Source organism: Halorubrum sp. 2020YC2, from assembly GCF_018623055.1.
In the GTDB taxonomy this organism is placed as follows: Archaea; Halobacteriota; Halobacteria; order Halobacteriales; family Haloferacaceae; genus Halorubrum.
Genome location: NZ_CP076019.1, coordinates 1,236,666 through 1,255,428, shown reverse-complemented (window position 1 = coordinate 1,255,428; position 18,763 = coordinate 1,236,666). Strand labels below are relative to the sequence as shown.

At 71.7% G+C, this 18,763-nt stretch carries 18 protein-coding genes and 1 pseudogene; 12 read left to right on the top strand and 7 right to left on the bottom strand.

Going from position 1 to position 18,763, the window contains the following annotated elements:
- Nucleotides 1-314 precede the first annotated feature (314 nt).
- Together KI388_RS06160 and KI388_RS06155 are read left to right on the top strand one after the other, a co-directional pair.
- Nucleotides 315-1,550 (top strand): dihydropteroate synthase, encoded by a 1,236-nt coding sequence (locus tag KI388_RS06160; protein ID WP_215088474.1) that lies wholly within the window; start codon nucleotides 315-317, stop codon nucleotides 1,548-1,550.
- A 162-nt stretch (nucleotides 1,551-1,712) separates the two neighbouring features.
- Nucleotides 1,713-2,438 (top strand): 6-hydroxymethylpterin diphosphokinase MptE-like protein, encoded by a 726-nt coding sequence (locus KI388_RS06155; RefSeq protein ID WP_215088473.1) that lies wholly within the window; start codon nucleotides 1,713-1,715, stop codon nucleotides 2,436-2,438.
- Here the strand turns inward: KI388_RS06155 and KI388_RS06150 are convergent.
- Nucleotides 2,435-3,226: a creatininase family protein gene (locus KI388_RS06150; RefSeq protein ID WP_215088472.1), complete on the bottom strand. Its 792-nt coding sequence runs from the start codon at nucleotides 3,224-3,226 to the stop codon at nucleotides 2,435-2,437. The genes KI388_RS06155 and KI388_RS06150 overlap by 4 nt on opposite strands.
- 109 nt (nucleotides 3,227-3,335) lie before the next feature.
- Here KI388_RS06150 and KI388_RS06145 point away from each other — a divergent pair, with 109 nt between their 5' ends.
- From KI388_RS06145 to KI388_RS06130, 4 genes and pseudogenes are all read left to right on the top strand, one after another.
- Nucleotides 3,336-3,752: a nascent polypeptide-associated complex protein gene (locus KI388_RS06145; protein WP_215088471.1), complete on the top strand. Its 417-nt coding sequence runs from the start codon at nucleotides 3,336-3,338 to the stop codon at nucleotides 3,750-3,752.
- Nucleotides 3,749-4,489: a tRNA (adenine-N1)-methyltransferase gene (locus KI388_RS06140; protein WP_215088470.1), complete on the top strand. Its 741-nt coding sequence runs from the start codon at nucleotides 3,749-3,751 to the stop codon at nucleotides 4,487-4,489. The genes KI388_RS06145 and KI388_RS06140 overlap by 4 nt, the downstream gene beginning before the upstream one ends.
- Before the next feature lie 43 nt (nucleotides 4,490-4,532).
- Nucleotides 4,533-5,513 (top strand): DUF5821 family protein, encoded by a 981-nt coding sequence (locus KI388_RS06135; protein WP_215088469.1) that lies wholly within the window; start codon nucleotides 4,533-4,535, stop codon nucleotides 5,511-5,513.
- 84 nt (nucleotides 5,514-5,597) lie between these two features.
- Nucleotides 5,598-6,718, top strand: a pseudogene (locus KI388_RS06130) (aminotransferase class I/II-fold pyridoxal phosphate-dependent enzyme).
- Between the two features lie 22 nt (nucleotides 6,719-6,740).
- Here KI388_RS06130 and KI388_RS06125 read toward each other — a convergent pair.
- A complete protein-coding gene (locus tag KI388_RS06125) occupies nucleotides 6,741-7,736 on the bottom strand; it encodes a hypothetical protein (RefSeq protein WP_215088468.1) in 996 nt (331 codons plus the stop codon).
- 182 nt (nucleotides 7,737-7,918) lie between these two features.
- Between KI388_RS06125 and KI388_RS06120 the strand changes: the two genes are divergently transcribed.
- Complete coding sequence (locus tag KI388_RS06120; RefSeq protein ID WP_215088467.1) at nucleotides 7,919-9,121, top strand: methionine adenosyltransferase; 1,203 nt, start codon at nucleotides 7,919-7,921, stop codon at nucleotides 9,119-9,121.
- A gap of 82 nt (nucleotides 9,122-9,203) precedes the next feature.
- Complete coding sequence (locus KI388_RS06115; RefSeq protein ID WP_215088466.1) at nucleotides 9,204-9,656, top strand: DUF5804 family protein; 453 nt, start codon at nucleotides 9,204-9,206, stop codon at nucleotides 9,654-9,656.
- A gap of 54 nt (nucleotides 9,657-9,710) precedes the next feature.
- Here the strand turns inward: KI388_RS06115 and KI388_RS06110 are convergent, their stop codons facing one another.
- The 4 genes from KI388_RS06110 to KI388_RS06095 form a co-directional block, all read right to left on the bottom strand.
- Complete coding sequence (locus tag KI388_RS06110; protein ID WP_215088465.1) at nucleotides 9,711-10,916, bottom strand: multicopper oxidase domain-containing protein; 1,206 nt, start codon at nucleotides 10,914-10,916, stop codon at nucleotides 9,711-9,713.
- A gap of 123 nt (nucleotides 10,917-11,039) precedes the next feature.
- Nucleotides 11,040-11,597 carry a hypothetical protein gene (locus tag KI388_RS06105; RefSeq protein WP_215088464.1) on the bottom strand — a complete coding sequence of 186 codons (558 nt, stop codon included), beginning with the start codon at nucleotides 11,595-11,597 and terminating at the stop codon, nucleotides 11,040-11,042.
- A 1-nt stretch (nucleotide 11,598) separates the two neighbouring features.
- Entirely contained in the window at nucleotides 11,599-12,780 is a 1,182-nt protein-coding gene (locus KI388_RS06100; protein WP_215088463.1) for a glycosyl transferase family 2, read from the bottom strand.
- Between the two features lie 114 nt (nucleotides 12,781-12,894).
- Complete coding sequence (locus tag KI388_RS06095) at nucleotides 12,895-14,079, bottom strand: MFS transporter (RefSeq protein ID WP_215088462.1); 1,185 nt, start codon at nucleotides 14,077-14,079, stop codon at nucleotides 12,895-12,897.
- A 151-nt stretch (nucleotides 14,080-14,230) separates the two neighbouring features.
- On the opposite strand from KI388_RS06095, the gene KI388_RS06090 reads away from it, so the two are divergent.
- Nucleotides 14,231-14,401: an HVO_0758 family zinc finger protein gene (locus KI388_RS06090; RefSeq protein WP_004595617.1), complete on the top strand. Its 171-nt coding sequence runs from the start codon at nucleotides 14,231-14,233 to the stop codon at nucleotides 14,399-14,401.
- Between the two features lie 176 nt (nucleotides 14,402-14,577).
- Here KI388_RS06090 and KI388_RS06085 read toward each other — a convergent pair whose 3' ends face one another.
- Complete coding sequence (locus KI388_RS06085) at nucleotides 14,578-15,690, bottom strand: aldo/keto reductase (RefSeq protein WP_215088461.1); 1,113 nt, start codon at nucleotides 15,688-15,690, stop codon at nucleotides 14,578-14,580.
- A 143-nt stretch (nucleotides 15,691-15,833) separates the two neighbouring features.
- Here KI388_RS06085 and KI388_RS06080 point away from each other — a divergent pair, with 143 nt between their 5' ends.
- The 3 genes from KI388_RS06080 to dacZ all read left to right on the top strand — a co-directional run bounded on the left by KI388_RS06080 (nucleotide 15,834) and on the right by dacZ (nucleotide 18,763).
- Nucleotides 15,834-16,103, top strand: coding sequence for a HalOD1 output domain-containing protein (locus KI388_RS06080; RefSeq protein WP_215088460.1), 270 nt, complete (start codon nucleotides 15,834-15,836; stop codon nucleotides 16,101-16,103).
- A 116-nt stretch (nucleotides 16,104-16,219) separates the two neighbouring features.
- Nucleotides 16,220-17,845: a choline dehydrogenase gene (locus KI388_RS06075; RefSeq protein ID WP_215088459.1), complete on the top strand. Its 1,626-nt coding sequence runs from the start codon at nucleotides 16,220-16,222 to the stop codon at nucleotides 17,843-17,845.
- Between the two features lie 108 nt (nucleotides 17,846-17,953).
- Nucleotides 17,954-18,763, top strand: a complete 810-nt coding sequence (gene dacZ, locus KI388_RS06070; protein ID WP_215088458.1) for a diadenylate cyclase DacZ — start codon at nucleotides 17,954-17,956, stop codon at nucleotides 18,761-18,763.

Below are 18,763 nucleotides of genomic sequence, written 5' to 3'. Positions count from 1 at the left end.
CCTCGGTCGGTCGCTCGTTTCACTCGCTCCCTCCCTGCGGTGCTTACGTCGCCTGCGCCCGCCTCCCGGCTGCCCCTTTGAGTCCCGCCCCACACAGCACCGCAACCGCACCTCACGCCTCCCCAGCCTCGTCAGTCGCCGTCGCTTCGCTCCGGCGACTGACTCCCTCGCGCGTGCGGTTCGCGCCGCGGTGCGGCGCTCACCGGCACGCGCCGCCGCACCGCCGACCATTTATAAGCGATCGCGTGGTCGGTTCCCCGGCGAGCGCGTCGGGTACTCGCCCCGTTTATGTCGCTCGCGCCCGTGCTGATCGTATGCGAAACGTGGACGCCGCAGGGATGGGGATCGGCGACGACCACCCGCCCCGGATCATGGGCGTACTCAACGTCTCCGAGGAGTCGCCGTACGACCCCAGCGTGTACGACGACCCCGGCGAGGCCGCCGCCTACGTCGACGAGGAACTGATCGGTGAGGGCGCCGACATCGTCGACGTTGGTCTCGAATCGGCCAACAAGGACCTCGACGTGCTCTCCGCCGAGCAGGAGTTAGCGCGGCTCGACACCGCGGTCGAGACGCTCGAATCGACCTCGGGCGACGCCGTCTGGTCGATCGAGACCCGCTACCACGAGGTCGCGGACGAGGCGCTCTCGCGCGGCTTCGACATGGTCAACGACATCTGCGGGTTCGCGGACCCCGAGATGCCCCGGGTCTGCCGAGAACACGACGTCGCCGTCTCGAAGATGGCCTCGCCGCCCGATTTAGAGCGGCCGGGTGCGATCGAAGCCGTGGACGACATCTACGAGGCGCTGTCGATGAACGGCTTCACCGACAAGACCATCCTCGACCCCGCGTTCGGCGGCTGGTCCGAGGCGAAGACCCACGAGGACGACCGCGAGACGTTCCACCGCCTCCGGGAGTTCCGGGGGTACGGCCGCCCCCTGCTCGTCTCGATCAACCGCAAGAGCTTCCTCAGGACCATCGCCGGGCGCTCGACCGAGGAGGCGCTCCCGGTCTCGCTGGCCGCCACGTCGATGGCGGTCGAGCGCGGCGCCCACGTGATCCGCACCCACGACGTGGCCGAGACCAGAGACGCCGCCTTGGTCGGCGCCCAGTTCGCTCGCGACCGGTACCGCTCCGGCGACTCCGGCGCCGTCGCCGTCGAGGAACTCGACGTGACGACGGTCCGCGAGGCCGCGCGCCACCTCGACCGGATCGGCGCGACGGGGGCGACGCGGGGCGACCGCGACGCCGCGGACAGCGCGGTGGTCCGCACCTACGAGCTCTCCGGCCTCGACGACCCCGCCGTCGGCGCGCTCCGCGCCGCGACCGTCGGCGGCGACGCTCCCGGCGCCGCGTTCGCGCTGGGCGACCCGGGCCGCGAGCCGACCGAGGCGTCCGCCTCCGCGACCGACGGCAGCGGGACCGACGGCGACCGACGCGGACTCCTGATCGGGACGTCGTCGGCCGTTTCGGCGGTCAGAGATGCGGTTTCCGGGGCCTCGGAGCCGCTCGACGCCGCTCTCGACGGTATCGACCGGAACGTGAATTAAGAGAAAGTTTATGCCCTCGTGTAGACAACCGATCGAACGGACGCCGGAGGGGCACGCGGGTAGGGGTACTCTGTGCCACTCCGGTCCATACCATATCGAAACCGACGAGCGGCGGCGCCGTCCCGCCGCGAGCGCGACCGGCTCCCGGAGCGTGACTCCACCGTGAACTTCGCGACCTTCGAACCGGCCTACGAGGCGATCCTCGCGGACTTCGGCTTCGAACGCGCGGCCGACGAGCGCGCCCGCGACGCCGCCGCCGACCTCGCGACGCCGTTCCCGCTCGACCGCCTCGGAGACTGGGAGGCCCGGACCGTCGCCGTCGCGGGCGCGGCCCCATGCCTCGCGGACGACGTCGCGCTCGCCCGCGACGCCGACGTCGTCGTCGCGGCCTCAACCGCGGTCGACGTCCTCGCGGACCGCGGCGTCGCCGTCGACTGCATGGTGACCGACCTCGACAAGAACCCGGAGACGGCGGTCGAACTGACCCGCGAGGGCGTCCCCGTCGCCGCCCACGCCCACGGCGACAACCTCCCCGCGGTCCGCGAGTGGCTCCCGCGCTTCGCGGACGAGTGGACGCTGGCGACGACGCAGGCCGCCCCCGTCGGGCCGGTCCGGAACGCCGGCGGGTTCACCGACGGCGACCGCGCAGCGTTCCTCGCGGACCACGTCGGGGCCGGCGAACTCGTCTTCCCGGGCTGGGAGTTCGACGACCCCGACGTGGACCCGATGAAGGCGCGCAAGCTCGACTGGGCCGCCCGGCTGCTGCGCTGGCTCGAACGCCGCCGCGACGAGCGGTTCGCGGTCTTAGACGACCGACGCGAGGAGGCCGACGCGGCGCTGAGCGAGGCCCTCGGAGAGGGACTCGAATCGGACGCCGCCGACGGTTAGCGGGTCGCCGCCTCTCGCTCCACCCGCGGTTCCGGGAACAGCTCGCCCTCGTCTCTGTCGCCGATCCACTCCGCTAACTGGACGAGCTGGTCCGCGGCCGCCTCGAACAGGCGCTCGGCCTTCGCCGGCGTCACGTCGGTCGGGTCACCGAAGGCCCCGTTGGGAGAGTTGTCGACCGCGTCGTAGAACGTCCGGGCGCCGTGGACCATCGTGTCGGCGTCGTCGAGGTCGACGAGGCCGCCGTCGCGAGCGTCTTCGAGCCGGTCCTCGCGGACGAGGTCGGGCGCGAGGTGGGTGATCATCGCCGTCTCCTTCGGGCCGGCGTGCGGGCCGTTGCGCTCGAACAGGTCGTCGACCAGCTCCGGGATCGACTCGTCCCACATCCACTCGACGGCGTAGGCGACCTCGTCCTCGTGGAGCCGGCGGCCGACCTCCCGGAGGTGCTGGACGTTGCCGCCGTGGGCGTTGACGAACACCACGCGGTCGATCCCGTGGTACGCGAGGTTCCGCGAGAACGACTCGACGTAGTCGCGGAACTCGGGCGGATCGACCCACATAGTCCCCGGGAACTGCCGGTGGTGCGGGCTGACGCCGACGTTTATCGTCGGCGTCCGGAACGCGTCCGAGCGGTCCGCGGCCGCGGTCGCGAGCCCCTCCGCGATCAGATGGTCGGTCGCCAGCGGGAGGTGCGGGCCGTGCTGTTCGGTCGAGCCGAGCGGGACGAGCGCGACGGAACCGTCCGACAGCGCGTCGCCCAGCTCCGGCCAAGTGTGGTCCGCGAGGTACATATCCCCGCCTCGCGCGCGACACGTATCAACCCAGTCGTCTCGGTCGGGTTCTCCGGCTCCTCGCGCCGTGTCGACACCCTTTTTGTGTCGTCCGCCCGAACCGAGGGCCATGTTCGGAGGAGGCGGCATGAATCCGCGGAAAATGAAGCAGATGATGAAGCAGATGGGGATCGACGTCGAGGAGCTCGACGCCGAGCGGGTCGTCATCGAGACGGCCGACGGCGACGACCTCGTCTTCGACGGCGCCCAAGTCACCAAGATGGACGCTCAAGGGCAGGAGACCTACCAGATCGTCGGCTCGCCCGACTCGGTGGCCGACGCGGGCGCTAGCGGCGCGACCGCGGTTGAGGGCGGCGACGCGGACGACCCGGCGCTCGACGGCGCCGAAGACGCGGACGACGGCGGCATCCCGGAGGAGGACGTCAAGCTCGTCGCCCAGCAGGCCGGCGTCTCGAAGGAGGCCGCCCGCGAGGCCTTGGAGGCGGCCAACGGCGAGCCGGCCCGGGCGATCTCGGACCTGCAGTGACGGACGCCGCGTACCTGCTCGTCCACGACGACCGCGAGTACTTACTGGAGCCGGGCGAGGAGTTCGGCACCGACCTCGGCGTGCTCGAGGTCCCCGGGGACGTCGCGGCCGGCGACGAGGTCGAGACGCACCTCGGCACCGTCTTCGAGGTCCGCGCGCTCCGCGGTCCCGACCTGTTCAACCACCTCGAACGCACCGGCGCGCCGATGATGCCCCGCGACGTGGGGCTGGTGATGGGCCACACCGGCGCGTCCGGCGGCGACCGCGTCCTCGACGCCGGCACCGGGACGGGGATCCTCACCGCGTACCTCGGTCGGGCCGGGGCCGACGTGACCTCTTACGAGGTCGACCCCGAGTTCGCCGAGGTCGCCCGCGACAACATGGAGACCGCGGGCGTCGCAGACCGGGTCGAGGTCCGGACCGGCGACCTCACCGAGGAGCTGGACGCCCTCGCGGACGGCGAGCCGTTCGACGCGCTCACGCTCGACACGGGCGACGCCCCGGCCGTCGTCGAGCGCGCCGACGAACTGCTCGCGCCCGGCGGCCGCCTCGCGGTGTACTCCCCGTTCGTCGAGGGGACTCGGGAGGCGGCCCTCGCGGCCCGCGACGCGGGCTTCTCCGAGGTCGAGACGCTCGAAACGATCCAGCGCGAGATGGACTTCTCCGACCGCGGCTCCCGCCCCTCCACCGCCGGCGTGGGCCACACGGGCTACCTCGTGTTCGCGCGGGCGCCCTGACGCCGGCGCAACGCTCTTTCGGCTCGCGGCTGTCACCGACTGTGTGACCGACGACGCGACGACCGACTCGGACTCCGCGAGCGACGACTTCGGTGACGGGTCCGAGGTCTCCGACGTCCTGCCCAGACCCGACGACCCGCTTGCCGAGGCGGTCGAGACGGCGCTGTCGGGTCGGTCGGAGGTCGTCGCGGTCGGCGTCTCGACCCGGCTGCTGCCGGCGGTCCTCGCTGCTCGCGAGCGGTCGTCGGGACCGGCGTGGCGGGTCGCGTGTCGCCCCGGCGTCGTCGACGCGCTCTCCCGCGCGCTTGTCCTCGGCACCGCGGCCGCCGAGGCGGTCGAGACGGGCGCGGTCCGGGTCCGGACCGGCGAACCGCACGGCCACGGGACGGGCGGCACGCTGTTCGCGAGCCCCGACCGCGCCGACGCGGTCGTCGGCCCGCGCGGGGACCGGACGCTCGCGACGACGAGTCCTGATTCGAAGCCGGCCGACGGCGCCCGCGCCGCCGCGGCGGCGCGGTTCGCCGCGGCGACGACCGAGCCGGTCGGGATGCCCTCGCGGCGCCGACTGCTCGCCGCGGCGCGGGAGGTCCTCGACGACCGCTTCGCAAACGACGTGGCGGCCGTGCTGGCGTCGCTCGCCCCCGGCGAGTTCGGGCGAACCGCCGAGCTCTCGGACCGGACGCTCCTCGTCTCGCTCGCGGCGCGACACGACCATCTCTTCCGTGACCTCCGGACGTGGGTCGGGACCGACGGCGTCGGCATCGCGCCGGCACAGGAGTTCACGCGGGACCGCCGAGCGCTCGTCGAGCGGGAGCTGATCGAGTCGATCAAGGTCCCGATGGGACCGGGGCGACCGATGCTCCGGCTCCGCGCGGTCGACGACGCGCTGTTGCGCGCGCGGCCCGAGGAGGTGCCGAGCGTCCTCGAAGGGCGGTTCGCGCTGCCGACCGACGCCGACGGCCGGCTCCGCCACGACGCCGGCCGCGACGGCCGTCGGCCGGTCTGGGAGCGGCGTCGGTGGTAGCTCCCCGGCTCCGACCGGGAGATCCGGAGCGGCCGTCGGCCCGACGTGACAAGAACTAACTCTCGGCGGCGCCCTCCGTCGAACATGACGACGTTCTCCGAACGGGTCGAGCGGATCTCGATAAGCGGGATCCGCGAGGTGTTCGAGGCGGCCGGCGACGACGCGATCAACCTCGGGCTGGGCCAGCCCGACTTCCCGACGCCCGAGCACGCCCGGCGGGCGGCGGTCGACGCCATCGAGTCGGGGAAGGCGGACGCCTACACCGAGAACAAGGGCACGCCGGATCTCCGCGAGGCGATAGCCGAGAAACACCGCGCGGACCAGGGGATCGACCTCGACCCGGGAACGTGATCGCCACCGCGGGCGGCAGCGAGGCGCTCCACATCGCCCTCGAAGCGCACGTCGACGCCGGCGGCGAGGTGCTGATCCCCGACCCGGGGTTCGTCTCCTACGACGCGCTGACGAAGCTGACCGGCGGCGAGCCGGTCCCCGTGCCGCTCCGCGACGACCTCACGATCGACCCGGCGGCGATCGAGGACGCGATCACCGACGACACCGCGGCGTTCGTCGTCAACTCTCCCGGCAACCCGACGGGCGCGGTCTCCTCCGAGGCGGACGTGCGCGAGTTCGCCCGCATCGCGGACGAGCACGACGTGCTCTGCGTCTCCGACGAGGTGTACGAGTACACCGTCTTCGACGGCGAGCACCGCTCCCCGATGGAGTTCGCCGAGACGGACAACGTCGTCGTCGTCAACTCCGCCTCGAAGCTGTTCTCGATGACCGGCTGGCGGCTCGGGTGGGTGTACGGCGCCGCGGAGCGCGTCGAGCGCATGCTGCGCGTCCACCAGTACGCGCAGGCGTGCGCCTCGGCGCCGGCCCAGTACGCCGCCGAGGCCGCCCTCCGAGGCGACCGCGGCGTCGTCGACGAGATGACCGCCTCCTTCGAGCGACGGCGCGACATCCTCCTGGACGGCTTCGACGAGATCGGTATCGACTGTCCGACGCCGCAGGGCGCCTTCTACGCGATGCCGCGGGTGCCCGAGGGGTTCGTCGACGAGTGCCTCGACCGCGGCGTGGTCGTCGTCCCCGGCGAGGCGTTCGGCGAGGGCGGGGGCGGCCACGCGCGGATCTCGTACGCGACCGACGAGGCACAGCTGCGCGAGGCCCTCGACGTGATGGCCGAGGCGTACGAGGCGGTCCGCTGAGCCGGCCCGGAACCGCCGCCCCTCAGTCGTCCGCTCCGTCCACGACCCGGAGGTAGCGCTCGTAGTACTCCTCGCCGTACCGGATCATCTCCTCTTCGGTCTCGCTGGCGCCGGCGTCCTTTCGGACGTTCCCGTCGATGTACGGGCGCGCGTCCATCGCGCGGAGCAGTTCGACGTAGGCGTCGGAGTACGGGTGCGTCTCGGCGTACTCTTCCATGTCCGCCTGCTCGACGATCCGTCTGGCCTCCGCGGAGAGGTCGCCCCGCTCGATTCTCGGGCCGACGAACCTCGCCCGGAGGATCGCCTCCATCCGCTCGGGGCGCTCTGCGACCGCCGTCGCGGCCGGTCGGTAGACGGCCTCGTGGAACCGCTCGCGCTCGATTTCGACCCGATACGCGGTGTCCCGGTAGCTGACGCGGTCGGGACCGTCGTCGTCGAGCAGCGCGCTGTCGTCGCGGGCCGGGTCGGTCCGGTAGGCGTAGCCGCCGCGCTGGACCAGGCCGACGGGATACCCCCCTTCGTCCCCGCGAGCCCGCGCGGCGAAGTACGCGATCCGGACCGCGCGCTGGTCGGCCTCGGGGAGGCTCCCGTCCTTGCTGCCGTCGACCGCGGACTCGACGTCGCCGTCGGTCTCGAAGAGCCGGAGGACCGGATACGTCTCGCGGACCTCGTCGACGACGACGGAGCCGAGTTCGCGGTAGGTCCCCTCGTCGAGGACGTACGCCGGGTCGTCGGGGGCCGCGAAGAACGGCTTGCGGCCCTGCGTCGTGTACGACTCGCCAGCCAGCGCGGCGTCGAGCGCCGACCCGTCCCAGCCCTCGGGCGGGTCGTCGGGGTCGCGAACGTAGCGGTCGCGCAGCGTCCCGTCGACCCGCGAGAGCGAGAGCCGGAGTTCCGCCCCGTCGCCGTCGTCCGCGTCGCCGTCGCTGCCGGTTCCGAGACAGCCCGCCGCGGCGCCGATACCCCCCGCGAGCGCGCCGGCGAGGAGCCGCCGGCGGGAGGGTGTGAGTCCGTCCATAGGGACGCGTCTCACGGGGAAGGGAAAGCCGTTGGCGAGACACAAACGAGCGCTTGTGCGACGGGGAGTGCCGCCGGCGCTCCGGCGTCTCGCGGAGTCGCTCCGTATATTACTAGAGGTAATTCGGCATCGTCGGAGAGTTTCCGCAAGTTATACCGTCGCCCGCGGAGTATCCGGCGACAATGGACCGGAACATACAGGTCAGCCGCCTCGACCGGCAGGCGGTCGAGGACCAAGAGGTCGAAATCGTCGAGCGAAAGGGGATCGGTCACCCCGACTCTATCTGCGACGGCGTCGCGGAGTCGGTCTCGCGGGCGCTCTCGCAGCTCTACCTGGACCGCGTCGGCAAGGTGCTCCACTACAACACCGACGAGACGCAGCTGGTCGCCGGCCGCGCCGCCCCCGCGTTCGGCGGCGGCGAGGTCGTCGAACCCATCTACATCCTCATCGTCGGCCGCGCCACGAAGGAGTACGACGGCGAGCAGCTCCCGGTCGACTCGACCGCGCTCGCGGCCGCCCGCGACTACCTCGACGAGGCGATCCCGGAGCTGGAGTACGGCACCGACGTCGTCGTCGACGCCAGGCTCGGCGAGGGCTCCGGCGACCTCCAGGACGTCTTCGGGGAGGAGACCCAGCAGGTCCCGATGGCCAACGACACCTCCTACGGCGTCGGCCACGCTCCGCTCACGGAGACGGAGACGATCGTCCACGAGGCCGAGCGCGCGCTCAACACGACCTACCACGACGAGCATCCCGAACTCGGTCCCGACGTGAAGATCATGGGCAAACGCGAGGGCGACCGGATCGACATCACCGTCGCCGCCGCGATGGTCGACGCCTACGTCGACGGCCTCGACGAGTACGACGACGCGGTCGAGAGCGTCCGCGAGTACGTCGACGACCTCGCGCGGGAGTACACCGACCGCGAGGTCCACGTCGACGTCAACACCGCCGACGACTACGACGAGGGGTCCGTCTACCTCACCGTCACCGGCACCTCCGCCGAGCAGGGCGACGACGGCTCGGTCGGTCGCGGCAACCGCGCGAACGGGCTCATCACCCCGAACCGCCCGATGTCGATGGAGGCGACCTCCGGGAAGAACCCGGTCAACCACATCGGGAAGATCTACAACCTCCTCTCGACCCGCGTGGCCGAGTCCGTCACGAGCGAGGTCGACGGCATCCGCGACCTTCAGGTCCGCCTGCTCTCGCAGATCGGCCGTCCGATCGACGAGCCGCACGTCGCGGACGCGCAGATCGTCACCGAGGAGGGCGTGGCGCTGAACGACATCGAGGCGGAGGTCTTAGACATCGTCGACCGCGAACTCGCGGACGTGACGGACGTGACCCGCAGCGTCATCGAGGGCGACGTCTCGACGTTCTGAGCCGGTCGACCGATCGCTCGGGACCGGAACCGCCCGCCCGACGACCGCAACGGATTTGCGCCGGCCGGTCCGAAGTGCGCCCATGACGCGGGTGTGTCTCCTCGGCGACCCCGACGTGGAGCTCTCCTACGAGCTGCTCTCCCGCGAGACGGCTCGCGACGCGCTCGCCACCTACGCGATAGAGGAGCCCTTCGAGAACAGCGTCGCCGTCGACACCGTGAGCCTCGGCGCCGCGGTCTCGCTGTGTAACGACCTCAACTGGTACCTCGTCCGCTTCGTCGAGGAGGCGCTCGTCTTGGAGCCCTCAATCGCGACCGACGAGTGGCTCTCCCGGGACCTCGCCCGCGAGGTCCGCGACGGCGACGTGCCGCCCGAGGAGACCGACCAGCGCCTGAAGGTGTTCGGGCTCGTCGACGGCCGGCCGGTCGAACCCCTCTTCGTCAGGCGACGACAGGGCGAGACGCCGGAGTACGACCTCCGGGACGTAGACGAGACCGTGACCGTCCGCGTGAGCGAGTCCGAGTTCTCGGGCTGATCCGGGTGCGGAGAGCCCCCGGACCGAGCGGGGGACGGAACTCGGGCCGAGCGCTCACCCCTCGTAGCCGGCCATCTGCATCACGGAGGCGAACTGCTCGGAGTCCATCACGCTCTCGTAGACCATCCCGCCGATCATGCCGCCCGGGTAGCTCTCGCCGTTCATCGCGTGGTTCACCTTGTGGCAGTGGAGCGCGTAGACGCCGGGGTCGGCGCCGGCGGTGAACTCAATCGTCTTGCGCTCGGCGGGCGCGATGGGGATCACGTCCTCGCGGTGCCGAGCGGCCTCGGGGATGACGCCACCGTCCTTCTCGACGATGGTGAAGCCGTGGTTGTGCGTGTGCATCGCGTGCGACTCGTAGCCAGCGTTGACGTAGTGGATCCGCACGGTGTCGCCCTCCTCGACGATCAGGGGAGACCCCTCCTCGGGGTGGAACGTGTACGGCGCGCACCGCCCGTTGACCGTGAACACGTCGGGGTTGCGGTCGCGGTGGCTGAACTCGACGTCGCCCCCCGCCGTCGAGGCCGACAGCCGGCTGTCCCAGTCTTTGATCGTCATGAACGCCTCCTTGTCGGGGGCCTCGTACCCCTCCGGATCGACGCGGAGAATGCCGTACATCCCCATGTCGAGGTGGTTCTGCGTCTGGTAGTGACAGTGGTACAGGTGCGTCCCCGGCTGGTTCGCGCTGATCTCGTAGGTGTACTCCTCGCCCGGCGCGACCTGCTGGCCTGTCGTCGTCGGGACGCCGTCGTCCATCCAGTCCTTGCTGAGCCCGTGGACGTGGAACGTGTGCGGTCGGTTGTGCTCCGTGTTGTCGTAGGTGATCTCGAGCTCCGTGCCCTCGGTCACCCGGAGCAGCGGTCCCGGAATACTGGGGTCCGTGTCCGGCGTCTGCCACGCCCAGACCTCCGGCAGCTCCCAGGGGCCGCCGCTCGTCTCCTCGCCCAGGAGCCGGTGGCGGCACGGCGTCGTGGACACCGTGATCTGGCCGTCCCGCTCGTCGAGGTCGACCGTCGTCCGCGGCGACGTGAACGGGTGGTCCGTCTCGACTGCCGTCGAGTCGCTCCCGGCCCAGTCGTCGACCTGTTCGGCCGAATCGCCGTCGTCTGACCCGCCCCCGACGGCGTTGTCCGCGCCGCCGTCGCCCTCGGCCCGCGGAGCGCCGCACCCCGCCACGCCGACGGTTCCGAGCGCCGCCGCCCCAGCGAGGAATCCGCGTCTGGACGTCGCGCGTCGACCGAAGATGTTCCCGTCGTTCATCACATCCCCGGCTCGGAACCGGAGCGAGGGAAAGACGTAATCGGATGTTTCGACCGTGAGAATCCGGTCGAAGGCCGAAACCGTTTCCTTCCTTCGACCGCGCGAACCGGTATTTTCCGCCGCTCAGGCGTCTCCGTCCGCTTCCGCGAGGATCCGCGTCCGGACCGGGTCGACGTCGACCGGCGCCCACGCCTCCACGTCGTAGGTCACGTCCGCGAGCGCCTCCAGCCGCTCGGCGTCGCCCTCGTCTATTGCCGCCACCGCCTCCTCGCGGAGCCGGTCGAGCACCGCGTCCGCGAGCGCCTCGCGGTCGACCCCGCGGTCCGGCACGTCGAGGATGTGCGGGAGGTCCTCCGCCCCCTCCGGGAGCGTCGGGAACGCGGCCGGCCCGACCGCGAGGGCGGTCGCCGCCGACGCGGTGCCGTCGGCGTCGTCCGCCTCGTCGTCGTCCGCCCCCGTACCGCCCGAGAGCGCCGCTTCCGGGGCCGGCACGAGCGCGTACTCCGCGACCGCGAGGTCGATGGCGGCGTCGATGGCGTCCCCGTCGACCTCGGCGCGACGCTTGAAGGCCAACTCCGAGAGCGCTCGCGAGAGCTCCGCGCGCGTGAGCCAGCCGAACAGGTCGACGACGCCCGCGAGGTCGTCGCGCGCGGCGACGCTCGGCCCCCCCTCGTCCGCCATCTCAGTCCTCCCCCGGCGCCGGCTCCGTCTGTCCCTCCTCGGCCACCGATCCGCCGACCGCTCCCCCGCCGACCGCGCCGCCGTCGCGGACCCCGGCGAGGTCGTCGCGCGCGGCCTCGCGGACCTCTTCCGGTTCGACGGGGGCGTTCCCCCACGCCGGCAGGCGGGTGTCCGGGCCGGGCCGGGCGAGCGACTCGGCGTACGTCGCCACCTGCGAGCGCTCGTCGCCGGCGTCGTACGAGAGGCCGTTGAACGCGGCGTCCGCGGCGTAGCCGTCGACTAGCGTCTCCGCGGCCTCGCGATAGCGTCCCGGGAGGCCGTCGTAGTCGACCTCGACGCCGGCGTCCTCGACCGCGCGCAGCGTCGCCTCACCGACCGCCCGGCTCATGTCCGCGAGGCCGGTCGGTCCCTCGACGGAGCGGTGGTCGTGCTCGTACCGGCCGAGGTCGACCTGCGCGCTGTCCGCGAAGCCGGCGTGGCCGAACGCCTCGCCCAGCGTCCCGACCTCCAGGCCCCAGCCGCGCTGGACCCGGAGCCGGGAGACGAGGTCGCTCGTCGCCGCGAACTCGCCGGCGAGCGCGTAGCGGAACGCGGAGAGATACGCGAGCACGTCGGGCTCGCGACCGGGGGCCGCGTCCCCGAGCGCCCGGACGAGCGGTCGGAAGAACAGCCGGAACAGCCGCCCGTACAGCGAGCCGTCCTCGACGCGGGCGTAGTACCCCTTCGAGAACGAGTACCCGCGCCCGAGCGGGAACAGCAGCCGGTTCACGAACGCCGGCGAGTAGGTCTTCGTGTCGGCGTCGTGGACGACGACGAACTCCTCGTCGAGCGCGCGGCCCAAGGCGAGCCACACGTCGCGCCCCTTGCCGCGCTCGCCGTCGAGGCCGCGCGCCTCCAACAGCGACGCGAGCCGCGGGCCGTCACACCAGAGCGTCTCGACGTCGAGGTCGAACCCGTCGAGCCAGTCCGCGAACGGCCCGGCGCGGTCGGCCGAGGCCCGCAGCGGGACGATCACCCGGGCCGGGTCGACGGTCTCCAGCGTCGAAAGCACGCGCTCGGCCGCGAGCGTCCCGTACTCGCGCTCGGTCATCGGCACGACGACCGCCGCGCGGTCCGTCGGGGCGTCGGGCCGGTCGTCGGTCAACGCGTGGAGGGTTGTCACGCGTTCCTGAACGTACTCCATTTACCGATTACACGGGAGCGACGCCCAAAACAGGTGCGGTACCGCCGACCCGTGCCGGTCTCCGGCCGCGGGCCGCGCCGGCCGTCGCCGCGACACCACCGGGCCGATGACACCTCACGCCGCGCCCGCGGCGCCCGCGGCGCCCCCGGGGACGCGCCCGAGCCGGTACAGGGCCGCGTACGCGGCGACGAGGACCGCCAACCCGCCCGCGAGCGCGAGGAAGACGGCGTCGTACGTCGCTCCCGCCTCGATAGCCTCGCCCACGACCCACGAGCCGGCCGCCTGCGTGGACATCATCCCCGCGGAGAACATCGCGTACGCCGACGCGCGCGACTCGTCCGGCAGCGACGCCAGCAGGTACGTGTCGCCGGCCGGGAACAGCATGTGGATGGCGAAGCCGACGACGACGCTCGCGGCGATCACCGCCGCCAGCCCCTCCGAGACCACGACGAGGACGACGCCCCCGATGAACGCCGTCACGATGCCGAGCAGGTACGGGACGTGGGGCAGCCGGTCCGCGAGGTCGCCGGACACGAGGAAGGCGGGCACCCCGGCGGCGAAGATCACCGTCAGCAGGTTCCGGGCGGTCGAACGCGGCAGCCCCTTGTCGATCATGTACAGCTCGTAGAAGTTGAACAGGCCCTGCCAGACGAAGCTCGTGAGGCCCATCAGCACCACGCCGGCGGCGATCAGCTTCCATTCGCCGCGGGCGGCCGCGAGGAAGTCGGTGTCGCCCGCGCCGGCGTCCGGGAGGTCGGTCCGCCTCGCGAGCGCGACGAACAGGAGTGTGCTGGCGGCCGCGGCGACCGCGAGCGCGTAGAAGGCGTACCGCCAGTCGTACCACAGCGCGACGGTGACCGCGGGCGCGGCGATGACCGCGGAGAGCTGGCTGGCCATGCCGTGGACGCCCATCACCCGCCCGACGCGCTGCGGGAACAGCTCCGCGATGAACGGGTTCGCGGCCACGAAGTAGACGCCCGAGGCCAGCCCTATCGCGAAGGCGGCGACCATCAGCGCCAGCACGTTCGGCGCCAGCGCGACGCCCAGCGCCCCCGCGGTCAGCATCGCGCCGGAGACGAGGATCACGCCGCGGCGCGTGAACCGCGTGAGCGCCCAGCCCGCGGGGAGCCGCGGGGCCGCGGAGCCGAGCCACGCGAGCGTGACGATGAGCCCGGCGGTCCCCTCGCGGATCCCGAACGCGTCGATGAACTCGCCCACGAGGGGGGCGAACACCACGCGCGCGAAGTTGACGAGGAAGACCAAGGCGCAAAGCGATCCGAACAGCCGAGTCCGTGACACGGCGGCCGTTCCGCGCGCCGGGACACAAGCGTTGCGAAAGCGGGCCGCCGCGGAGTCCGAACGCGTCGCCGCGTCTACCGTCGGTTTCGCCCGCTGCGTCAGACCGGCGTCGTACGGGGTTTTTATCCGCCCCGACCCCGAACCCCGGGGTATGAAATCCACGCGCAAGGGGCTCCGCGACGGCGACCTGATGAAGGACACCTACGAGCGGCTCAACTGCGCCGACTGCGAGCAGGTGTTGAAAAAGGAGAACGATCCCGACGAGGTGTTCTCGGTCCGCATCTGTCCGGAGTGCGGCGCGCGGTTCAAGGAGCTTCGCTGAGCGCCCGCGGCTCTCGCCCGCCGCCCCGTCGCCTCGCCAACCGCCTCGCCCGCCGCCCCGTCGCCTCGCCAACCGCCTCGCCCGCCGCCCCGTCGCCTCGCCAACCGCCTCGCTCGCTGCCCTCTCTTCTCCCGTCGCCGCGGTCGCGTTCGCTCCCGGTTCGGTCACCGCCCCGGTCACTCGAAGGCGGCGTCGAACGCCGACGCGCCGAGCGGGTCGAAGGTGCCGGCCGCGACGTTCTCGCGGACGTGGTCCGGGTCGGTCGTCCCGACGAGCGACGAGGTGACGCCCGGCGCGCTGCGCGCGAAGTTGAGCGCCCGCTGGGCCGGCGTCTCCCCCGCGAGCGTCGCGTCGACGTCGGCCGGAATCGCGCCCTCGACCGCCAGCTCGCCCTGCCCGATGCTCGCGCTCGTCACCACCGAGAGCCCGGCCTCGTGGGCGAATTCGAGCGTCGAGACGGGACCGCCGGCGTCGGCGCCGGGCGGCGCGGGCTGGTTCCGCCGCGTGAACGCGTCCGCCATCGCGACGTTGAAGGGGAGCTGGACCGCCTCGAACCCGTGGTCGTCGTCGGGACCGACCGCCTCGCCGGCGGCCTCGGCCCGAGCGAGGACCGCGGCGAGCGAGAGGTACTCGTCGTCGCCGTCGGGGACCCGGAACGCGTCCCACGTCGCGACGCCGTAGGCCCCGATGTCGCCCGCGGCGCGCCGGCGTTCGAGGGCCTCGAAGGCGGCTTCGAGCGCGTCGTACACGTCCGCCCGCGGGCGGGCGGCGAGCTGCGTCTCGGGGTTGTGGACGTAGAAGCAGTCGACGGAGTCGAGGCCGAGCCGGTCGAGCGAGCGGTCGAGCGACCACTCCAGGTAGTCGGGCGTCATCGCGTGCGCGCCGTTCGCGAGGTCGCCGGGGTCGACGACCCCCGGCTCGACGAACCGCTCGCGGACGTACGCGCTCGGGTCCGCCGGGCGCTCGCCGTCGAACGGGAGGAACCCGCCCTTCGTCGCGACGACGACGGACTCGCGGTCGACGGGGGCGCCCCGAACCGCCTCGCCCACGACGCGCTCTGCGCGGCCGCACCGGTAGTTGGCCGCGGTGTCGACGTGGTTCACCCCCGACCGGAGCGCCAGTTCGATCGACTCGCGCGAGGCGTCGTCGACCGCGGGCGTCGGCTCCCCGAGGTACGTCCCGACGCCGACGCTGGAGACGACGCCCGGCCCGAACCGGCGGAAGTAGGTGCGCCCGAAGGCGTCGCCAAAGCGGTTCCGGTACCCCCAGAGGGCCTCGCGAGTCGCCATGTGGTCGGGGTAGTCGGCTCGGGGGGAAAAGTCGCGCGGGAAGTCGGTTCGGGGTGAAAGCCGGGCGGAAGGTCGGCTCTCGGTAACGACTCGGAAAGGGACTGGTAACAACCGACTTGCCGCTGATCGATAACGTCGTACGCATGGGAGACACGAGGGAGTTCTACTACGAGCCGGACGAGGGCGAGGAGCTGAGCACGGAGGTCGTCACGGCGGTCGCGAAGGCGCACGACGAGGACGTGCTCGAACAGCTGTGGCTAATCAGCGAGGACATCAACACGGACGCGCTCGACGGGCTGTTCCAAGAGAACAACCTCAAGATGACGCTCCAGTTCGAGGCGGACTCGACGACGGCGACGATAATTGCCGACAGAGACGGCAGCCCGGTGGTCAAGATCGAGTCACACCGTTGAGGTCCCGTCCGCGACCGAGTTCGCCTCCGAGCCGACCGCGCGTTCGTCAATCGCGTCCCGCGTCCGCTCTCCGCCACACGAACACACTTAATTGACCTACTCTCGCATGATTGTCCATGACAGACGAGGAATACGACTACGTCGTGGTCGGCGCCGGCTCCGCGGGCTGCGTCCTCGCGAATCGACTCACCGCGGACTCGGACGCGAGCGTGCTGCTCCTCGAGGCGGGCACGCCCGACGACGATCGGAACATGAAGATTCCGGCGGCGTTCCCGGAGCTGTTCGAGACCGACGCGGACTGGGAGTACCACACCGAGCCGCAGGACGGGTGCGCCGGCCGAGAGCTCTACTGGCCGCGCGGCAAGACGCTCGGGGGCTGTTCCTCCACGAACGCGATGATCTACGTCCGGGGCCACCCGTCGGACTACGACGGTTGGGCCGACCTCGGCAACGACGGGTGGGGGTACGACGCGATGCTGGAGTACTTCAAGCGCGCCGAGACGTTCGAGCCGTCGGCGTCGTCGTACCACGGCTCCGCGGGGCCGCTCAACGTCGCCGACCAGTCGTCGCCGCGGCCGGCCTCCGAGGCGTTCGTCCGCGCCGCCGCGCAGGCGGGGTACGACCGCAACGACGACTTCAACGGAGCGGACCAGGAGGGCGTGGGCCTCTACCACGTCACGCAGAAGGACGGGAAGCGCCACAGCGCGGCCGACGCGTACCTCAAGCCGGCGCTCGACCGGCCGAACCTCACCGCCGAGACCGGCGCGCAGGTGACCGAGGTGACCATCGAGGACGGCCGCGCGACCGGCGTCGAGTACGAGCAGGACGGGCGGACTCGGTCCGTCGGGGCGAGCGAGGAGGTCCTCGTCAGCGCCGGCGCGGTCAACTCGCCGCAGCTGCTCATGCTCTCGGGCGTGGGCGACCCCGACCACCTCGCGGCCCACGACATCGACGTCGAGGTCGCGTCGCCCGGGGTCGGTCGGAACCTCCAGGACCACCTGTTCGTGTTCACCGTCTACGAGGCCGCCGCCGACGTCAGCACGCTGGACGACGCCGGGAGCCTGAAGGACCTCCTCAACTGGTTCGTGCTGAAGCGCGGGAAGCTCACCTCCAACGTCGGTGAGGCCGGCGGGTTCGTCCGCACCGACGACGGCGAGTCCCGTCCGGACCTCCAGTTCCACTTCGCTCCCTCGTACTTCATGGAGCACGGCCTCGCGAACCCCGAGACCGGACGGGGGCTGTCGATCGGTGCGACCCAGCTCCGCCCGGAGAGCCGCGGCCGGGTCACGCTCCGGTCGGCCGACCCGTTCGAGGACCCGGCCATCGACCCGAACTACCTCGCGGAGCGCGAGGACGTCGACACCCTCGTCGAGGGGGTCAAGCGCTCCCGGGAGATCGCTCGACAGGACGCGCTCTCGGAGTACGTCGGGCGCGAGGTGTGGCCCGGCGAGGAGGCGCAGACCGACGAGGAGATCGCCCGCCACGTCCGCGAGAAGTGCCACACCGTGTACCACCCCGTCGGGACGTGTAAGATGGGCGACGACGAGGCCGCGGTCGTGGACGACGAGCTCCGCGTCCGCGGCGTCGAGGGGCTCCGCGTCGTCGACGCGAGCGTGATGCCGGCGCTCGTCGGCGGCAACACGAACGCCCCGACGATCGCGATCGCCGAGCGGGCGGCGGACCTCATCCGCGACCGCCCGGCGCCGACCGCCGAAGCGCCGCCCGCGGCCGGCGACGACTGATCCGATTCGCGCCGCTCGACCGGCCTGCGCGTCGATCCCGATCCGGTGTCAGACGGTCGCATGACACCGACGCAACGACTATACGCCCGCCGGGAGTCACGTCTCCCAATGGCCTCGCTCACCGACCACCTGGCGGACCTCGTCGCGGACGTCGACGCGGCGTTGCTGTTCTCTCCGACGAGTTCCTTCTACGAGCGATTCGCGGACGACGAGGGCGACGTCGTCGTCGTCGCGCCCGACAACGACGTCGACGCCGAGACGTTCGTCGAACTGCCGCTCCCCTTCGACAACGTCAAAGACCGGATCCGGTTCGGCATCGAGGGCGCGATGGACGAGGGCCTCCTCGACGAGGGCGACGAGGTCGCCTGCGTCGCCTCCGTCTTCGACGGCGGCTCGGACGCGGTGATCCGCGTCACCGTCGACGAGGGGGTCCACACCGGCATCTACGACCTGTTCGTCAACTCCCGGGCGGAGCCGAGCGTCATCCGCGACGTGTTCGAGGTCGCGATCGAACTCGGGCAGAAGGGACAGAAGGGGAAGCCGGTGGGCGCGCTGTTCGTCGTCGGCGACGCGGGGAAGGTGATGAACAAGTCGCGGCCGCTGTCGTACAACCCCTTCGAGAAGAGCCACGTCCACGTGGGCGACCCCATCGTGAACGTCATGCTCAAGGAGTTCTCGCGGCTGGACGGCGCGTTCGTCGTCTCCGACTCCGGGAAGATCGTCTCCGCGTACCGCTACCTCGAACCCGCCGCCGAGGGGGTCGACATCCCGAAGGGGCTTGGCGCGCGCCACATGTCCGGCGCCGCGATCACCCGCGACACCAACTCGACCTCCATCGTGCTCTCCGAGTCGGACGGTCTCGTCCGGGCGTTCAAGGCGGGCGAACTCGTCTTGGAGATCGATCCGGAGGAGTACTGA

What these genes read in the sequence shown, in the direction of transcription:
- KI388_RS06160 (WP_215088474.1), top strand. Translation starts at nt 315, where the DNA reads ATGCGAAACGTGGACGCCGCAGGGATGGGGATCGGCGACGACCACCCG.
- KI388_RS06150 (WP_215088472.1), bottom strand. Translation starts at nt 3,226, where the DNA reads ATGTACCTCGCGGACCACACTTGGCCGGAGCTGGGCGACGCGCTGTCG.
- KI388_RS06145 (WP_215088471.1), top strand. Translation starts at nt 3,336, where the DNA reads ATGTTCGGAGGAGGCGGCATGAATCCGCGGAAAATGAAGCAGATGATG.
- KI388_RS06125 (WP_215088468.1), bottom strand. Translation starts at nt 7,736, where the DNA reads ATGGACGGACTCACACCCTCCCGCCGGCGGCTCCTCGCCGGCGCGCTC.
- KI388_RS06120 (WP_215088467.1), top strand. Translation starts at nt 7,919, where the DNA reads ATGGACCGGAACATACAGGTCAGCCGCCTCGACCGGCAGGCGGTCGAG.
- KI388_RS06115 (WP_215088466.1), top strand. Translation starts at nt 9,204, where the DNA reads ATGACGCGGGTGTGTCTCCTCGGCGACCCCGACGTGGAGCTCTCCTAC.
- KI388_RS06110 (WP_215088465.1), bottom strand. Translation starts at nt 10,916, where the DNA reads ATGAACGACGGGAACATCTTCGGTCGACGCGCGACGTCCAGACGCGGA.
- KI388_RS06105 (WP_215088464.1), bottom strand. Translation starts at nt 11,597, where the DNA reads ATGGCGGACGAGGGGGGGCCGAGCGTCGCCGCGCGCGACGACCTCGCG.
- KI388_RS06100 (WP_215088463.1), bottom strand. Translation starts at nt 12,780, where the DNA reads ATGGAGTACGTTCAGGAACGCGTGACAACCCTCCACGCGTTGACCGAC.
- KI388_RS06090 (WP_004595617.1), top strand. Translation starts at nt 14,231, where the DNA reads ATGAAATCCACGCGCAAGGGGCTCCGCGACGGCGACCTGATGAAGGAC.
- KI388_RS06085 (WP_215088461.1), bottom strand. Translation starts at nt 15,690, where the DNA reads ATGGCGACTCGCGAGGCCCTCTGGGGGTACCGGAACCGCTTTGGCGAC.
- KI388_RS06080 (WP_215088460.1), top strand. Translation starts at nt 15,834, where the DNA reads ATGGGAGACACGAGGGAGTTCTACTACGAGCCGGACGAGGGCGAGGAG.
- KI388_RS06075 (WP_215088459.1), top strand. Translation starts at nt 16,220, where the DNA reads ATGACAGACGAGGAATACGACTACGTCGTGGTCGGCGCCGGCTCCGCG.
- dacZ (WP_215088458.1), top strand. Translation starts at nt 17,954, where the DNA reads ATGGCCTCGCTCACCGACCACCTGGCGGACCTCGTCGCGGACGTCGAC.